The following is a 16,417-nucleotide window of genomic DNA, read 5'->3' as shown; positions in this document are numbered from 1 at the left end:
GGCGGGTAGACGGTGCCGACAGCCACAGCGACCGCAGGAGGCGACCATGCCAGGACCACGGCCGGGCAGCAACGCGTACGACAAGCAGCGGGCACGGCTGCGCGACCTCGTCGAACAGTCCGGACGGGCCGCCGACAAGGAGGCGAACCAGGTGGCCAACCGGATCCTGCAGGACGACCGGGGTCAACGCGGTGTCGTGCGGGGCGAACGCACCTACGGGCCCAAGGGCGAACGCGAGCCGGGCGACCCGAAGTGAGGGCGGCACCCCTGGTCGACGGCGCCATCGCGGGCGCCGTCGGCAGTGCCGTGCTCAACCTGGTCAGCTACCTGGACATGGCGACGCGGGCCCGCCCGGCCAGCACCACCCCGGAAACCACCGCCGGGAAGCTGGCCGACGTGGCGCACGTCGACCTCGGGCCGGCCGAGGAGGCGGCGAACCGTCGGGCCGGCCTGGGGCCGGTCCTCGGCTATGTCACCGGCATCGCCGCCGGCGCGGTCTTCGGCGCGTTCGCGGCCCGGCGTCGGGTGCCCCTGCCCCTGGCCGTGGTGCTGCTCGGCGGCGGCGTGATGGCCACCTCCGACGGCTCGATGACGTTGCTCGGGGTGACCGACCCGCGCACCTGGCGGCGGATCGACTGGGCCTCCGACCTGGTGCCCCACCTGGCGTACGGACTGACGGCCGCAGCCACCTGGCGGAGGCTGCGGCCGTCGTCGCGGCGCGGTTAGCGGTCGCTCTCGTCCTCGGCCACCGGCTCACCTGCCGGGCCGTACGGCGAGACCTGCCCCTTGGGCACCGGCCGGCCCACGTCCGCGTTGGACGTACCCTTGTGACGTGGGTGTCCGGCCGCTCCCACGACACCCTTGCGGCTGTCCTGGCTGGTGGCGCCGAGGTCGTTCCGGCGCAGTTCCTCCTGCTGCGGCTTGACCACGGGTCTCTCCTTCCCGGTGGGGCGCACGGCGTGGACCGCGCACCTGACCCGGGTACCCGCCGCCGACCGGCGCATTCCGGCGCCGCCCCCGGGTCTGGGCCGCGCCCGGGCGGGTAACCGGAACGAATGGCGGACGATCGGAACGTGGCGCGGGCCCTGCTGGACCGGCAGTCCCGCACGTACGCGGAGGAGGCCGGGATCACGCTCGCCGACCGGCCCGGTCCGCTCTACCAGCTGCTGGTGCTCACCACGCTGTTGAGCACCCGGATCCGGGCGAGCGTGGCGGTGGCGGCGGCCCGGGAGCTGTTCACCGCCGGCTGGCGCACCCCGCAGGCCATGGAGGCGGCGACCTGGCAGGACCGGGTCGACGCGCTGGGCCGGGGCCACTACCGGCGCTACGACGAGCGGACCGCCACCATGCTCGGCACCGGCGCCCGACTCTGCCTGGACCGGTGGCACGGCGACCTGCGCCGGCTGCACCGGGAGGCCGGGGCGGACCGGGCCGCGCTGCGCCGCCTGCTCGTCGAGTTCCCCGGCATCGGCCCGACCGGGGCGGACATCTTCCTGCGCGAGGCGCAGGCGGTCTGGCCCGACGTACGCCCGTACGCCGACCGGCGCACGCTGGCCGGCGCGCGGCGACTGGGGCTGCCGGCGAACCCGGGGAGCCTGGTCGGGCTGGTCGGCGAGGCCGACTTCGGCCGGCTGGCGTCGGCGCTGGTGCGGGTGGCGCTCGGCGAGGAGTCGGCGGGCGAGGTGAGCCGCACCGCCGCGGCGGCCCGCTGAGCCGGCGGGCTACTTGGCCGGGCCGGGCTTGGTGAGGTTCCAGGCCAGCAACGACGCGAGCAGGGCGAGCAGCACCACGCCGCCGGAGACGCCGCTGCCCTCCCCGCCGCTCTCCCGGTGGCCGGTGGCCCCGAAGTAGATCACCGCCAGCCCGGCGAGCACGGTGACGAACGTCCGCAGTCCTCGGTCCTTCACGTCCCGGACGGTACGGCCGGCGGCCGCCGCGCGGGCACGGTTCGGGCGGGTGTCCCCCGTCCGGGTCAGTCGGGCGGGCAGCCGACGGCGGAACCGCGCAGCCGGACCCGGTGGATCGCCCGGCCGGCCACCTCGACCACCTCGACGGTGAGACCGGGCAGGCGGACCCGCTCCCCCGGCCCGTCGGGCAGCCGGCCCAGGCCGGCCAGCACCAACCCGGCCACGGTGGTGTACTCGCGGGTCAGCGGGAACGTCAGCCGCACCCCGGCGTCGGGCAGGTCGTGCAGCGGGAAGTCGCCCGGCAGCACCAACGCGCCGTCGGGCTCCCGCACGGCCCGACGGACGTCCCGGTCGGTCTCGTCGTACAGCTCGCCGACCACCTCCTCGAGCAGGTCCTCCATGGTGACCAGCCCGTCGACGCCGCCGTACTCGTCGATCACCAGGGCCATCTGCTCGTGGCGCTGGCGCAGCTGCCGCATCGCGTCGGCCACCGGCAGCGTGCCGGGCAGCAGCACCGGCGGGCGGACGCACCCGGCGACGGCGGTCGCCCCGGCGTCCACCAGGTCGCGGATGTGCACCACGCCCCGCACGTCGTCGAGCCCGCCCGGGCCGGTGACCGGCGCCCGGGACCGGCCGGCGGCGGCCAGCCGGCGCATCGCCGCACCGGCCGGCAGGTCGGCCGGCAGCGTCATCACGTCCCGGCGGGCGACCAGCACCTCCCGCAACGTGCGACCGGCGATGTCGAACGCGCCGGCGAGGATCTCCCGCTGCTGCGCGGAGAGTCCGCGCTGGCTGACCAGCAGCTCCCGCAGCTCCTCCTCGGTCACCTCCTGCCGGCTCGCGCGCGGATCCCCGCCGGCGACCCGGACCAGCAGGTCGGTGGCGCGGCCGAGCAGCCACACCGCCGGCCGGGACAACCGGGCCAGCAGGTCCAGCGGCCCGGCGCTGAGCAGCGCCCACCGCTCCGCCGACTGCATGGCCAGCCGCTTCGGCGCCAACTCCCCCACCACCAGCGTGAGGAACGTCAGCAGCACGGTCACCAGCAGCACCGCGACCGGGCGGGCGGCCCGGCCCAGGAAGCCCAGCGGACCGACGAGCGGCTCGGCCAGCGACACCGCCGCGGCGGCCGAGGCGAGGAACCCGGCCAGGGTGATGCCGAGCTGGATGGTGGCCAGGTAGCGGTTCGGCTCCCGGACCAGCCGGCTCAACCGGGCCCCGGAGCGCCCCGTGCGGCCCAGCCGGCGCAGCTGCCCCTCGCGCAGCGTCACCAACGCCATCTCGCTGCCGGACAGGGCGGCGTTGACCAGCACCAGGACCAGCACCAGCGCGACCTGCCCGGCCATCAGTCCGTCTCCAGGTCGTCGAGGGAGATGGCATGGGTCATCAGCCAGCGGGCCAGCGCGGCCATCCCGAACAGCCACAGCGGCGCCGACTCGGTGGTGCCGTTCGTGGCGAAGATGGCGAACCGCAGGTCCGGCGCCCGGTACGCCTCGATCCGCCACCGGTGGTTCTTGTCCCGCCAGACCGCGGAAGGGTCCATGGCGTCACGGTAGGTGACCGGGGCGGGTCCCCGGTGCGGGTTGGCTCAGGCGCCCGGCACGACGTAACCGCCGAGCAGGAGGCCGAGCACCGCCACCGCCAGCGACACCACGATGCCGCCGACGATCAGCCCACCGAACCCGCGCCAGCCCGAGCCACGCGTGCCGGTCAGCGGCGCCTCCGCCCGCCACCGCTCGCGCCAGGCCCAGGCCAGCACGCCGAGCGCGTACGGCAGCAGCCCGATCCAGAACCAGTACCAGCGCGACCCGGCCACCGGCGGTGGGCCGGCGACCAGCATGAGCAGCCAGCCGACGCCGATGGTCAGCGCCAGCAGCGCCGCCGCGTCCGCCAGGGTGTCGGCCAGGCTGTCCCCACTCCGGGCGACGGCGGCGCGCGCCCGGGGGTCGGCGAGCGGGTCGGCCTCCTGGCCCGGGCCGGGTTCGGTAACCGGGTCGGGGTCGGCGGCGTCCTCGACGGCGCCGCCCCGCGGGACCGGCGCGGGCACGTACGTGTACCGGAACTGCCCGTCGGGTCGGGCCCAGACGACGGTCGACCCGTTCTGGGTGTACCGGAGCTCGGGTCGGCGGCCCCAGGGACCGCTGTCGTCCCAGCCGTCGGCCCGGGCGAGCGTCACCACCCGGCCCGCCGCCAGGTCGCGCTCCAGGTCGACCGCGTCGACCGAGCGCGGCGCGGTCCACCAGGCCAGCGCCGCCCAGACCAGCCAGCAGCCCAGCACGGCCAGCGGCAGCGCGCGGTGGCGCAGCCGGGCACCGTCGGCCGGGCGGGGACGAGGGGCGTCGATCATGCCGTCACCCTGTCACCCGGACGCCACCCGTCAACCCGGCGGGCGGACCACCTGACGCGCGTCGTCGGGCAGCCGGCGGGTCGCCCCGCGCCGGTCCAGCAGCTCCAGCAGCGGCACCGCCACCCGACGGGTGGTGTCCAACGCCTGCCGGGCGGCACTGAGCGTGAACGGCTGCGGCAGCCCGGCGAGCACCCGCACCGCGTCGTCCGGGGCGCCGGGCAGCAACACGACGTTCTCGGCGAGCCGGAGCAACGCGCCCGCCCGCACGGCCGCGCCGATCTCCCGGGGCCCCAGGCCGAGGTCGGCCAACCGGTGCGCCTCGGGCGCCTGGAACGGGCGGTCGCCGTACTCGGCGCGGACCCGGGCCACGGCCCGGGCGACCGGTTCCGGCAGCGTGTCGGCGGGCGCGGCGGTGACCAGGCCGTCGCGGAGCCGCAGCGGTGGGCGCAGCAGCGCCGTCACCAGCGTCCGGTCGGGCAGGCCGAGGCGGTGGCGCAGCACGTCGACCGGTACACCCGCCGCCAGCGGGTGCTCCCCGGCGTGCCGGGTGACCTCCTCGGCGAGCCGCCGGCCGAGGTCCCGCCAGTGGTCGGGGTCGGCCAGCCAGTCCCCGGCCACCGGGACCGCGTTCGGCGGCACGCCCATCCGGGTCAGCTGCCCGGCCCGGACCAGCCGCCGCCGGCGCAGCTCCCCAGCCGGGTCGGGTCGCCCGTCCAGCCCGGCCAGCACGGCCGCCCGGGCGACCGCCGCGCCCCGGCGACGCAGCGCCGGCGGGTCCACGTCCAGCACGGTCACCCCGCCGGCCACGTGGTGCCGGCCCGGGTCGCGCAGCAGGGCGCGGTCGCCGATCAGCAGGGGCAGCGGCCGGGCCAGGCGCAGCCGCACGGTGTCCGGACCGAGCGGCCGGACCCGGGCGGGCACCGCCGCCGAGCCGACGTGCAGGGTGAGCGTCGCCGGCAGGTCGGCGGCCGGATCCCCGACCAGGCGCACGTCGAGCAGGTCGGTGCGGCCGAACCGGCCGGGGCTGAGCAGGGCGTCGCCGCGACCCACCCGCTCGCGGGGCAGGCCGCGCAGGTTGACCGCCACCCGGGCCACCGCGTCGACGTGCGGCCGGGAGGCGCCCAGCGAGTGCAGGCCGCGTACCCGCACCGGCTCGCCGGTGCCGGCCAGTTCGAGTTCGTCGCCGGTCCGCAGCCGGCCGCCGCCGAGGGTGCCGGTGACCACCGTGCCGCTGCCGCGCACCGTGAACGACCGGTCCACCCAGAGCCGGACCGGGGCGTCGCGGGCCGGGTCGGGCAACCGGGCGACCAGGCGGTCCAGCGCGGCCCGCAGCTCGGGCAGGCCGGCGCCGGTCACCGCGGACACCGCCACCGCCTCCACCTCACCCAGCGACGTCGCGGCGACCTCCGCGCGGGCGCGGACCAGGGCCGGCCCCGGGTCGGCCAGGTCGGCGCGGGTCACCACCACCAGCCCGTACCCCACCCCGAGCGCGTCCAGCGCGGCCAGGTGTTCGGCCGACTGCGGCATCCAGCCCTCGTCGGCGCCCACGACGATCATCGCGGCCGGGACCGGGCCGACACCGGCCAGCATGTTCGGCACGAACCGCTCGTGCCCGGGCACGTCGACGAACGCCAGGGTGCCGCCGGAGGGCAGCGTGGTCCAGGCGAAGCCGAGGTCGATGGTCATGCCCCGGCGGCGTTCCTCCGCCCACCGGTCCGGTTCCATCCCGGTCAACGCCCGCACCAGGGTGGACTTGCCGTGGTCGACGTGCCCGGCGGTGGCCACGACCCACACCCGCTCAGCCCTCCACGGACAGGATCGCCGCGCGGACGCGGTCGTCGTCGGCCTCCGGCACGGCGCGCAGGTCGAGCAGCAGCCGCCCGTGCAGCACCCGGCCGAGGACCGCCGGGTCGCCGGCGCGCAGCGGCGCCGCGTACCGCTCGGGCAGGCTCAGCGCCCACGAGTCCAGGTCGACGCCGGGCGCGCCGCCCCCGCCGACCACGGCGGCGACCGGTGTCACCTCGGCCTTGCAGCCGTCCTCGCCGAGCCGGTCGCGCAACCGCTCCACCCGGGCGCGCAGCCGGCCGGCATCGGCGTGCAGCGCCTCCCGGGTCGGGGTGGTCGGCGCGTGCAGCGTGGCGGCGAGCGCGGCGAGGGTGAGCTTGTCCACCCGCAGCGCCCGCGCGAGGGGATGCCGGCGCAGCCGCTCCACCAGGTCGGTCGCGCCGAGCAGCAGGCCGGCCTGCGGCCCGCCGAGCAGCTTGTCGCCGCTGGCGGTGACCAGGTGGGCGCCGGCGCGCAGCGTGGTGGCGGCGTCCGGCTCGTCGGGCAGCAGCGGGTCCGGGGCGAGCAGCCCCGAGCCGATGTCCGCGACCACCGGCACGCCGAGTGTGGCCAGGTCGGCCACCGGCACCGCCGAGGTGAAGCCGGTGACCACGAAGTTCGACGGGTGCACCTTGAGCACGAAGCCGGTGTCCGGGCCGATCGCGGCGGCGTAGTCGGCGCGGGTGGTGCGGTTGGTGGTGCCCACCTCGCGCAGCCGGGCGCCGGTGCTCGCCAGCAGGTCGGGCAGGCGGAAGCCGTCGCCGATCTCGACCAGCTCGCCGCGGCTGACCACGATCTCCCGGCCGGCGGCGAGCGCGGTGGCGGCCAGCACCAGCGCGGCGGCGCCGTTGTTGACCACGTGCACGGCGGGCGCGTCGGGCACCGCGGCGGCGAGCGCGGCCAGCGCCTCCCGGCCGCGTCGGGCCCGGCGGCCGGTGCCGAGGTCGAGTTCCACGTCGGTGTGCCCGGCGGCGGCGACCAGCGCCTGCACGGCGGCCGGCGCAAGGGGGGCGCGGCCCAGGTTGGTGTGCAGCACGACGCCGGTGGCGTTGAGCACCGCGCGCGGCGTGCGGACCGGCAGGGCGGCCAGCGCCGCGTCGCGTACCGCCTCGGGGTTGATCTCGCCCTGGCGGGCGCGGTGCTGGGCCGCCACGATCGCGGCCTTGACCCGGTCCCGGCCGACCGTGCCGGCGGCGGCCGCCAGCGCCGGGTCGGCGAGCAGCGCGTCGGTGCGCGGCACCCGCCGCCGCGGGTCGACCTCACGCATCGGCGCTCCCCCGGACGGTGTGGCGGAGACGGACGGGAATCGAACCCGCCTGGCCCGGGTCCCGGACCACACCGGTTTTGAAGACCGGGAGGGGCACCAGCCGCCTGAACGCCTCCACGCAGCAGTCAACCACAGGGGCGGACCAACTGCCCGGCGAGGTGTCAGGCCCGCCGGTCGGCGCGCTCGCGTTGCGGCACGACCGTGTACTTCGGGTCCCGGGCCGAGGCGACGCCGCCGTGGAAGATGCCGAAGCGGGTGCAGACGGACGCGGCGAGCAGCGCGCCGCCGGAGATCGCGGACAGCAGCCGGCTGCGGCGGCCGACCAGCGCGCCGACCACCCCGGCCGCGGTCAGCGACCGGCCGGCCCGCAACAACGCGCCCGGCGTGCCCTCGGTGTAGGGCTCGCTGAGCAGGCCGAGCCGGTTCTCCACCCGGTGCGAGCCCCACAGCTCCAGCGCCGCGCCGGCCACCGCGAGGCGCCGGGCCGGGCCGGCCTGCGCGCAGGGCGCGGCCAGCAGCCCCACGCCGGCGCCGCTGGCCAGCGCGCTGCCGGCGAAGATGGCCGGGAGTTCCGGGTACGCCTCGTGCCACGACGGCACCGCCGTGTCGGCCAGCAGCACCCCGGTGTACGTGGCCAGCGCCGGCGCGGTGACGGCGGCGACCAGCCCGGCGGCGTCGCCGACCGGGGGCAGCAGCCGGCGGCCCAGCCCGGGCACGCCGTGGCGCGGCAGCCGGGGTGCGACCTCGGCGATCGCGGCCAGCCCGGCGGCCGGGCCGAACGCGCTGAGGATCCAGGTGCCCACCGACATCGGCGAGGTCAGCTTCGCCACCCGCAGCATGTGGTGGAACCGGCTGGGTCGGCCCAGGTCGTTGACGAGGAAGTAGGCGCTGGCGCTCACCGCGGCGAGCGAGGTGACCCGGCCCGCGCGGCGCAGCGCCGGACGCCCGGTGAGCTGACCGCCGGCGGCCAGCAGCGAGGAACCGGCGGCGAGCCCGCCGGTGAACAGGTACGCGGCGATGTCCCACCGCCACACCGGCGGCTTCAGGATCGGCCGGCCGTAGTAGGACGTGAACTCGGCCGGCGGGACGGTGAGCTGTTCGCCGCCGCCCTTGCCGCCACGGCGGCGACGGGTGGTCGGCGCGGCGTCGCGGGGCGGGTGCGGCGCCAGCCCGGCCTCGCGGGCGCCGGCGTCGGTGTGGCCCCCGCCCGGGCCGGTGCCGTTGGCCCGGCTGCCGTTGTCGCGGCCGCCCGGGCCCTGCTCTGCGGCGGCGTCACCCGGGTCGACGGCCCGGTCCCCTCCGGCGGCGCTGCCCGGCTCGGCGGCCAGCCGCTCCCGGAAGCGGCGGAACAGGGCACCCACCGGGCGGTCCGGACTCACGACGATCCTCCGACGAACGCGGCGACGGTCGCCGCCGCCATGGCCAGCGCGGCCAGCCCGGCCCGCTTCCACATCTTCGGCAGGTCCCGGGTGGTGACCACCGGATCCGGCGGCAGCCCGTACACCTCGGGCTCGTCGAGCAGCAGGAAGAACGCGCCGTCGCCGCCCACCCCGTCGGTCGGGTCGTGACCGTAGAGGCGCGCCTCCGGGACCCCCCGCTCGTGCAGCGCGGCGACCCGGTCGGCGGCCCGCTCGCGCAGCTCGTCCAGCGGGCCGTACTGGATCGACTCGGTGGGGCACGCCTGCGCGCAGGCCGGGGTCATCCCGGCGCCGAGACGGTCGTAGCAGAGCGTGCACTTCCACGCCCGGCCGTCGTCCTTGCGCTGGTCGATGACGCCGTACGGGCAGGCGGAGATGCAGTAGCCGCAGCCGTTGCAGATGTCCTCCTGCACCACGACGGTGCCGAACTCGGTGCGGAACAGCGAGCCGGTCGGGCACACGTCCAGGCAGGCCGCGTGCGTGCAGTGCTTGCACACGTCGGACATCATCAGCCAGCGGAAGTCGGTCCGGCTCTCCGCGCCGCTGCCCCGCCCGGGTGGCTGCGCGCCGGGCATGCCCAGGAACTCCGGGCCGGCCGCCATCCGCGCCGCCGCCTCGGGACGCCCCGCCGGCAGACCCGGGTTGGTGCCGGTGTCGGGCGCGGTGGCGGCGCCGACCGACGCCGACGCCGGGCTGGTCGCCGGACCGGTCGGGTCGCCGGCGAACGGCGCGGTGCGGTGCCCGGCCGGCCGGGGCTGCTCGATGAACGCCACGTGCCGCCAGGAGTTCGCGGTCAGCGCGCCGGTGTTGTCGTACGACATGCCGAGCAGGTCGAAGCCCGAGTCCGGGACGCCGTTCCACTCCTTGCAGGCGACCTCGCACGCCTTGCAGCCGATGCAGACGCTGGTGTCGGTGAAGAACCCCATCCGGGGCGGCGCCTGCGTCCAGCCCGCGTCGGGGGCCGGGTCGAGCGGGCCGTAGAGGCTGTTGGCGTCAGGCATCGTTCTCTCCGTCGCGCGCCGCGGCCTCGGGGGTCTGCTCGTCGGTGCTGCCGGCCGCGTTCTCCCCACCCAGCACGTCGGTGGTCACGATCGGCACCTTCCGGTCCGGGGCCATGCCGGCCCGCCGCTGGTAGTCGCCGACCAGGTCGAGCAGCGCCGGCCCGGTGGGACGCCGGCCCGGCCGGACGTCACAGGTGCCGATCTTGCTCTCCTGGATGAGCACGTTCGGGTCCAGGGTGATGCCGAACAGGTCGTTGGCCGAGTCGCCGGTGACCAGGCCCTCGCTGCCGAAGTGGTAGGGCAGCCAGACCTGGTGGATGATCCGGCCGTCCACCCGCAGCGGGGTGAGCCGGTCGGTGACCAGCACCCGCGCCTCGATCACCGCCCGCCCGCTGACCAGGTGCGCCCAGCCCAGGTGCGCCAGGCCGACCTCGGCGGCCAGCTCCGGGGACACCTCGACGAACATCTCCGGTTGCAGCTCGGCCAGGCGCGGCACGGTCCGGCTCATCCCGCCGGCGGTGTGGTGCTCGGTGAGCCGGCTGACCGTGAACACGTACGGGAAGACGCCGCTGTGCGGCTCCGGCGGGCTCGGGTTGATCCGGTTCACCGGGTGCTCGTAGATCTTCCGGGTCGGGTTCGCCTGCTGCCCGTAGAGCGGGTTGCGCATCGGCGACTCGGCCGGCTCGTAGTGCGTCGGCAGCGGGCCGTCGAGCACGCCGCTCGGCGCGTACAGCCAGGCCTTGCCGTCGCCCTGCATGACGAACGGGTCGTCACCGGCGAGCGCCTCCGGCCCGGAGGCGTCGGCCGGTGGGCGGTACGACGGCGGCTTCGTCTTCTCGAAGTCCGGCACGTCGTAGCCGGTCCACTCGCCGGCGTCCGGGTCCCACCAGACGTACTTCTTGCGTTCGCTCCACGGCCGGCCCTCCGGGTCGGCGGAGGCGCGGTTGTAGAGCGTGCGCCGGTTCGCCGGCCAGGCCCAGCCCCACTCGGCGGCCACCCAGTCCTGCTCGTGCCGGGACTTGCGGCGGGCCGCCTGGTTGACCCCGTCGGCGTAGACGCCGGAGTAGATCCAGCAGCCGATGGCGGTGGAGCCGTCGGCCCTGGCCTCGCCGAACGCGTTCAGCGGACGGCCGGTGGCCACCTCGTAGCCGTTGATCTCCTTGAGCACCGCCTCGGCGCTGGGCTCGGCGTGCGGGCCCTGCGTCGGGTAGTCCCACGCCAGGTCCAGCAGCGCCCGGTCGCGGGGCTCGGTGGAGTCGGCCAGCTTCTCCCGCAGCTTCCGGCCAAGGTGGTAGAAGAACCACAGCTCGGAGCGGGCGTCGCCCGGCGGCTCGACCGCCTTCTCCCGCCACTGCAGCATCCGCTGCGTCTGGGTGAAGGTGCCCTCCTTCTCCACGTGCGAGGCCGCCGGCAGGAAGAAGACCTCGGTGCGGCACTCCTGCGGCACGATCTCCCCGGTGGCGATCTCCGGGCTGTTCTTCCAGAACGTGGCGCTCTCGATCAGGAACAGGTCGCGCACGACCAGCCAGTCGAGGTTGGCCATGCCCAGGCGCTGGGCGCGGCCGTGCGCCGAGCCGACGGCCGGGTTCTGGCCGAGCAGGAAGTAGCCCTTGATCCCGCCGTCGATCATGTTGAGGACCTGCTGGTACGTGCCGTGGTCGCCGGTCATCCGGGGCAGGTAGCCGTAGCAGAAGTCGTTCTCCGGCGTCGCCGCGTCACCCCAGTAGGCCTTGAGCAGGCTCGCCGCGAACGCGCGCGAGTTGCCCCAGAAGCCCTTCTGCCCGGGGTGACGGATGCTGTCCACCCACTCGTCGAACGTCGGGTGGTCGGCGTGGTGCGGCATCGGCAGGTAGCCGGGCAGCAGGTTGAACAGCGTCGGGATGTCGGTGGAGCCCTGGATGCTGGCGTGCCCGCGCAGCGCCAGGATGCCGCCGCCCGGCCGGCCCATGTTGCCCAGCAGCGTCTGGATGATCGACCCGGTCCGGATGTACTGCACCCCGACGCTGTGCTGCGTCCACCCGACGGAGTAGACCAGCGCGCCGGTGCGCTCCCGGCCGGAGTTCTCCGTCCAGGCGCGGGCCAGCTCCAGGAACTTCTCCTCCGGGATGCCGCAGACCCGGGCCACCATCTCCGGGGTGTAGCGGGCGAAGTGCCGCTTGAGGATCTGGTAGACGCAGCGCGGATGCCGCAACGTCTCGTCCCGCTGGGTCTGCGCCGGCACCGGCTCGCCGTGCGACTCGTGCTCCAGCCCGGAGGCCGAGTCGCGCTCCTTGCCGGTGCCCCGGACCTTGGCGTTGCCCTCCTGACCCTCGTACTGCCAGCTGGCGTGGTCGTACGAGCCGGTCTCCGGGTTGTAGCCGGAGAAGAGGCCGTCCAGGTCCTCGGTGTCGGCGAACTGCTCGCTGACGATGGTGGCCGCGTTGGTGTAGGCCAGCACGTACTCCCGGAAGTCCAGCTCGTTGTCCAGGATGTAGCGCACCACGCCGCCGAGCAGCGCGATGTCCGTGCCCGCCCGGATCGGCAGGTAGGTGTCGGCGAGCGCGCTGGTGCGGGTGAACCGCGGGTCGACGTGGAAGACCTTCGCGCCGCGCTTCTTCGCCTCCATCACCCACTGGAAGCCCACCGGGTGGGCCTCGGCCATGTTGGAGCCCTGGATGACGATGACGTCAGCGTTGGCGAGGTCCTGCTGGAAGTCCGTCGCGCCGCCGCGACCGAAGCTGGTCCCCAGACCGGGGACGGTGGCGGAGTGTCAAATGCGGGCCTGGTTCTCGATCTGGAGCGCCCCCATCGCCGTGAACAGCTTCTTGATGAGGTAGTTCTCCTCGTTGTCCAGCGTCGCGCCGCCGAGGCTGGAGATGCCGAGCGTCCGGTTGAGCGGTCGGCCCTCGTCGTCCACGTCCTCCCAGGTCTCCGCCCGGGCGGCGAGGATCCGGTCGGCGATCATGTCGAGCGCGACGTCGAGGTCCAGGTCCTCCCAGTCGGTCGCGTACGGCCGGCGGTAGCGGACCGTGGTCTGGCGCAGCGGGCTGGTCACCAGGCTCTTGCTGGCCGCGCCCTTCGGGCAGAGCCGGCCGCGGGAGATCGGGCTGTCCGGGTCGCCCTCGATCTGGGTGACCTGCCCGTCTTTGTGGAAGACCCGCTGGCCGCAGCCGACCGCGCAGTAGGGGCAGACCGAGCGGGCCATGCCGTCGGCGGTCTCGGTGCGCGCGGTCAGGTCGGCGGAGCGGGCCGACTGGGCGGCGGCGCCGCGACCGAGCGGGTCGGTGCCGGTGAGTTGCCGGTAGACCGGCCACCCCTGAATGAACGTCTTCAGACCCACCCGGGCACCCCCTCCCCGTCGAGAACGGCTCACCTCCTGCACATTAGGGCAGGCGGCCGACCCCCGCGAGTCGAGCACGAAACAGCGCCGCCCCGACCTGTCGGTCGGGGCGGCGCTGGGCGTCGGTGTGCAGGTCGCCTCTCGGCGAGTGGCACGACGCGGCTCCAGCCGAACGGTATTCCGCGAAGGCAATTTAGGTGAGGCCCGGGGACACTGGACACACCGACGCTCTGCACAACGGTACCGGGGCCACGGTTCTTCCGCTGGCCGTCGTGACCCCGGTCACCGCCGGTCTCAGCTGTTCCAGTGGGCGGCGACGATGTCGGCGGCCTGCTGCTCCCACTGGGCGTAGTGGTCGGGGTAGGCCGAGACCTGGACGGTCTGCGCGGCGACGGTCAGCGGCATGTCCTGCCAGCCGTCGACCTGCTTGAGGGCCTTGAGGAACGCGGTGGTCGAGTACTCGGGGTCGGTGATCTGCTCGACCGTGCCCCAGCCGGAGGACGGGCGCTGCTGGAACAGGCCCTGGGAGTCGTGGTCGTTGCGGTCGCCGAGGTGCCCGAGGTTCTCCAGCTTCGACTCCTGCAGGGCGGTGGCGATCGACACGACCGCGGCGCGCTCGTCCATGCCGGCCTTCTTCGTGGCGGCGATGATCGCCTTGGCGTTGGCGGTCTGCTCGTCGGTGAGGTCGATGCGCGACTGGGCGCCCTGCACGCCGTGCGGGATCAGCGCGGCGGTGTCGAGGCGGCTCTGCACGGCCACGGCGCTCTCCCGCGGCGCGGGGGTGCCGTCGGAGTGGTTGAGCGGGCCGGCGGCGAGGCCACCGGCGACGGTCAGACCGGCGATACCGAGGATGCTCTTGCGCAGCATGGTGTTCATGGGGGCTCCGTTCGGGGGTCGACGCGCCCGGGGGTGGGCACGCGAGCAGCCGTCAGGCGCTCGGAGAAGTCTTCGAGGGGGATTCCGGCGGGGCGCTCACGGGGCGCGGGGGGCCTGCTCGTGAGCACCGGGACCAGATGTAACGACCGGCTGCCCGCCGTCATTCCGGCGGGGCGCGGTGCGCGCCTGCGCGGCCGTACCCCCTGTACAACGCCCCCGCCCCCACACCGATTCCGCCTTCCGGGTGACCCCCACCACCTCAAATGCCCCCAAACCGCGCACGGCGCGCGTGGGGATGGCGCGTGTTAAGCGGGGGCCCCTCTACTACCGGAGGCGTTAAGCGGGGGCCCTTCCTTACGCCTCGGGCGGGGGCGGAGCACGCGGGAGGGGTTACCCTGATGCCATGTCGGCCACCACCAGCGCGTACCTCGCCCGGCCCGGGCGACCCGCCGTGGTGGCGCGCACCCTGGACGAGCTGGCCGGCCCCACCACCGGCATCGTCGAGCTGCCGGTGCGCCTGATGTGGAGCAGCGAACGCGCCTTCGACCTCGGCGACCCGGACGAGCTGCTCTGGATGTACGAGAACGTGCTGCGCGAGACCACCCGCGTGGCGGACCTGCGCGAGCTGATCCACGCGGGGACGCTGCGCCGGGTGTGGCCGCTGCTCAACCTGCCCCGGGGCGTCCGCCTGGCCTGGGAGGGCCGGCACGGGAGCCTGCGCGCCGCGTGACACATCCGCACGACTTCTACCGGGAGGTGGCCCGGGTCGCGCTCGCCGCCGCCGGCCGGCACCGGTTCGTGCTCGGCGGCGGGGTGGCGTGGGCGGCGCACGGCCTGGTCACCCGCCCCACCGAGGACGTCGACCTGTTCGCCGACGTGGAGGGCGCCCCCGCGGCGGCGGCGGACGGCGTGCGCGCCGCGCTGGAGCGGGCGGGATACCAGGTGCAGGACGCCGACCCCGGTGGCCTGGGCGAGGTGTTCGACGGCTTCGACCGCGACCTGCGCGACTTCGTGGTGCGCCGGGACGGCCGGGAGATCCGCCTCAGCCTGGCCCGCCTGGACCGGCACCGCAGCCCGGTGGTGATGGACCTCGGGCCGGTGATGGACGTGCGGGACCTGATCGCCAACAAGACCGCCGCGCTGGTCAACAGACGCGAGGTACGCGACTACATCGACGTCGCCGCCGCGCTGGACCGCTACGACGTGGCCGACCTGCTGGACCTGGCCCGGCAGGTGGACCCGGCGCTGGACGACGAGGACGTGCGCGCCGCCGGCCGCTACCTGGACGGCCTGGCCGACCGGCGGTTCACCCGCTACGGCCTGGACGCCGCGCGGATCGCCGAGGTGCGCCGGCGGATGGCCGTCTGGCCCCGCTGAGCGGCAGAGCCGGACGGCCGGTGGGGCGGCACCGTCACTTCGTCGGCTTGCCGCCGGTGACGCCGAGGATCTCGCCGGTGACGTAGCTGGACTCCTGTGAGGCGAAGAAGACGTACGCCGGGGCCAGCTCGGCGGGCTGGCCGGGGCGGCCCAGCGGCACGTCGGTGCCGAACTGCTTCACCTTCTCCTCGGGCATGGTGGCCGGGATCAGCGGCGTCCAGATCGGGCCGGGCGCGACGGCGTTCACCCGGATGCCCCGCTCGGCCAGGTTCAGCGCGAGCGCCTTGCTGAAGTTGGCGATGGCCGCCTTGGTGGTGGCGTAGTCGAGCAGCTGCGGCGACGGGTCGAAGGCCTGGATCGACGAGGTGTTGATGATCGTCGAGCCCTCCCTCATGTGCGGCACGGCGAGCTTGCACAGCCAGAACATGGCGTACACGTTGGTCTTGAAGACCCGGTCGAACTGCTCGGTGCTGATGTCGAGCAGGCCGTTGTCCTGCGACATCTGGTAGGCCGCGTTGTTGACCAGGATGTCGATGCCGCCGAGGTCGGCGACCGCGCGCTCGACCAGCTCGCGGCAGTTGGCCTCCTCACGCAGGTCGGTGCGGACCGCGACACCCCTGCGCCCGGCCTGCTCGATCAGGGCGACCGTCTCGCGGGCGTCCGCCTCCTCCTCCTCGCCGAGGTAGGAGACCAGGACGTCGGCGCCCTCCCGGGCGAAGGCGATCGCCACGGCGCGACCGATGCCGGAGTCGCCGCCGGTGATGACCGCCCGCTTGCCGCTGAGCCGGTCACTGCCCCGGTACGACTCCTCGCCGTGATCAGGCTTCGGGCCCATCTCCCGCGTCGACCCGGGGGCGGACTGCTGTTGCGCCGGCTGACCCTCGCGCTGGCCGTACTGCTCGGTGGGGTGCTGCGGGGTGAACTGGTCCTCGGTCATGACTGCGCCCCTACCCCGGCGGGCCGGCGGAAAACAGCAGCCGGTGACGGATGGCGGAACATCTCGGGCCGGTGTGGCGTGCGTGACAGGTGGTGGTTATGGTGCGCAACGGCGCCCACGAGGCGCGTACCCCCCATGGAAAGGCAC

The 16,417-nt window shown here is 75.2% G+C and carries 17 protein-coding genes and 1 tRNA gene; 5 read left to right on the top strand and 13 right to left on the bottom strand.

Annotated elements, in window-relative coordinates; all coding sequences use genetic code 11:
- Positions 1 to 46: 46 nt before the first annotated feature.
- Together GA0070622_RS18075 and GA0070622_RS18070 are read left to right on the top strand one after the other, a co-directional pair.
- Positions 47 to 256, top strand: coding sequence for a phosphatidylethanolamine-binding protein (locus GA0070622_RS18075; protein WP_091574395.1), 210 nt, complete (start codon positions 47 to 49; stop codon positions 254 to 256).
- Positions 253 to 726, top strand: coding sequence for a hypothetical protein (locus GA0070622_RS18070; RefSeq protein ID WP_091574394.1), 474 nt, complete (start codon positions 253 to 255; stop codon positions 724 to 726). The genes GA0070622_RS18075 and GA0070622_RS18070 overlap by 4 nt, the downstream gene beginning before the upstream one ends.
- On the opposite strand, the gene GA0070622_RS18065 is transcribed toward GA0070622_RS18070, so the two are convergent.
- A complete protein-coding gene (locus tag GA0070622_RS18065) occupies positions 723 to 929 on the bottom strand; it encodes a hypothetical protein (protein WP_091574393.1) in 207 nt (68 codons plus the stop codon). The two genes, GA0070622_RS18070 and GA0070622_RS18065, sit on opposite strands and share 4 nt — an antisense overlap.
- Before the next feature lie 126 nt (positions 930 to 1,055).
- Here GA0070622_RS18065 and GA0070622_RS18060 point away from each other — a divergent pair, with 126 nt between their 5' ends.
- Complete coding sequence (locus tag GA0070622_RS18060) at positions 1,056 to 1,712, top strand: hypothetical protein (RefSeq protein ID WP_091574392.1); 657 nt, start codon at positions 1,056 to 1,058, stop codon at positions 1,710 to 1,712.
- Positions 1,713 to 1,721: 9 nt separating this feature from the next.
- Here GA0070622_RS18060 and GA0070622_RS18055 read toward each other — a convergent pair whose 3' ends face one another.
- From GA0070622_RS18055 to GA0070622_RS18005, 11 genes are all read right to left on the bottom strand, one after another.
- On the bottom strand, positions 1,722 to 1,907 hold the full coding sequence (locus tag GA0070622_RS18055) for a hypothetical protein (RefSeq protein ID WP_091574391.1): 186 nt from the start codon (positions 1,905 to 1,907) through the stop codon (positions 1,722 to 1,724).
- Between the two features lie 65 nt (positions 1,908 to 1,972).
- Complete coding sequence (locus GA0070622_RS18050) at positions 1,973 to 3,250, bottom strand: hemolysin family protein (RefSeq protein ID WP_091574390.1); 1,278 nt, start codon at positions 3,248 to 3,250, stop codon at positions 1,973 to 1,975.
- Positions 3,250 to 3,447 carry a hypothetical protein gene (locus tag GA0070622_RS18045; RefSeq protein WP_091574389.1) on the bottom strand — a complete coding sequence of 66 codons (198 nt, stop codon included), beginning with the start codon at positions 3,445 to 3,447 and terminating at the stop codon, positions 3,250 to 3,252. The genes GA0070622_RS18050 and GA0070622_RS18045 overlap by 1 nt, the downstream gene beginning before the upstream one ends.
- A gap of 45 nt (positions 3,448 to 3,492) precedes the next feature.
- Entirely contained in the window at positions 3,493 to 4,251 is a 759-nt protein-coding gene (locus GA0070622_RS18040; RefSeq protein ID WP_091574388.1) for a hypothetical protein, read from the bottom strand.
- A gap of 30 nt (positions 4,252 to 4,281) precedes the next feature.
- Complete coding sequence (gene selB, locus GA0070622_RS18035; protein WP_091574387.1) at positions 4,282 to 6,045, bottom strand: selenocysteine-specific translation elongation factor; 1,764 nt, start codon at positions 6,043 to 6,045, stop codon at positions 4,282 to 4,284.
- A gap of 4 nt (positions 6,046 to 6,049) precedes the next feature.
- Positions 6,050 to 7,342, bottom strand: coding sequence for an L-seryl-tRNA(Sec) selenium transferase (gene selA, locus GA0070622_RS18030; RefSeq protein WP_091574386.1), 1,293 nt, complete (start codon positions 7,340 to 7,342; stop codon positions 6,050 to 6,052).
- 20 nt (positions 7,343 to 7,362) lie between these two features.
- Positions 7,363 to 7,458: transfer RNA gene (locus GA0070622_RS32615), tRNA-Sec, on the bottom strand.
- Between the two features lie 45 nt (positions 7,459 to 7,503).
- Positions 7,504 to 8,721 (bottom strand): NrfD/PsrC family molybdoenzyme membrane anchor subunit, encoded by a 1,218-nt coding sequence (gene nrfD / locus GA0070622_RS18025; RefSeq protein ID WP_091574385.1) that lies wholly within the window; start codon positions 8,719 to 8,721, stop codon positions 7,504 to 7,506.
- Positions 8,718 to 9,761 (bottom strand): 4Fe-4S dicluster domain-containing protein, encoded by a 1,044-nt coding sequence (locus tag GA0070622_RS18020; protein WP_091574384.1) that lies wholly within the window; start codon positions 9,759 to 9,761, stop codon positions 8,718 to 8,720. The genes nrfD and GA0070622_RS18020 overlap by 4 nt, the downstream gene beginning before the upstream one ends.
- Entirely contained in the window at positions 9,754 to 13,080 is a 3,327-nt protein-coding gene (gene fdh / locus GA0070622_RS18015) for a formate dehydrogenase (RefSeq protein ID WP_245666386.1), read from the bottom strand. Before fdh ends, GA0070622_RS18020 begins: the two co-directional genes overlap by 8 nt.
- Positions 13,081 to 13,374: 294 nt before the next feature.
- Positions 13,375 to 13,956, bottom strand: coding sequence for a hypothetical protein (locus GA0070622_RS18005; RefSeq protein ID WP_091574381.1), 582 nt, complete (start codon positions 13,954 to 13,956; stop codon positions 13,375 to 13,377).
- A gap of 403 nt (positions 13,957 to 14,359) precedes the next feature.
- Here GA0070622_RS18005 and GA0070622_RS18000 point away from each other — a divergent pair, with 403 nt between their 5' ends.
- Complete coding sequence (locus GA0070622_RS18000; RefSeq protein ID WP_091574380.1) at positions 14,360 to 14,686, top strand: hypothetical protein; 327 nt, start codon at positions 14,360 to 14,362, stop codon at positions 14,684 to 14,686.
- On the top strand, positions 14,683 to 15,333 hold the full coding sequence (locus GA0070622_RS17995; protein ID WP_091574379.1) for a nucleotidyl transferase AbiEii/AbiGii toxin family protein: 651 nt from the start codon (positions 14,683 to 14,685) through the stop codon (positions 15,331 to 15,333). Before GA0070622_RS18000 ends, GA0070622_RS17995 begins: the two co-directional genes overlap by 4 nt.
- A gap of 34 nt (positions 15,334 to 15,367) precedes the next feature.
- Here the strand turns inward: GA0070622_RS17995 and GA0070622_RS17990 are convergent, their stop codons facing one another.
- Complete coding sequence (locus GA0070622_RS17990) at positions 15,368 to 16,270, bottom strand: SDR family oxidoreductase (protein ID WP_091574378.1); 903 nt, start codon at positions 16,268 to 16,270, stop codon at positions 15,368 to 15,370.
- Positions 16,271 to 16,417 lie beyond the last annotated feature (147 nt).

This window comes from Micromonospora sediminicola (assembly GCF_900089585.1).
GTDB lineage: Bacteria > Actinomycetota > Actinomycetes > Mycobacteriales > Micromonosporaceae > Micromonospora > Micromonospora sediminicola.
Note: the sequence above shows the minus strand (reverse complement) of the source record. Positions and strands in the feature narration are given on the sequence as shown.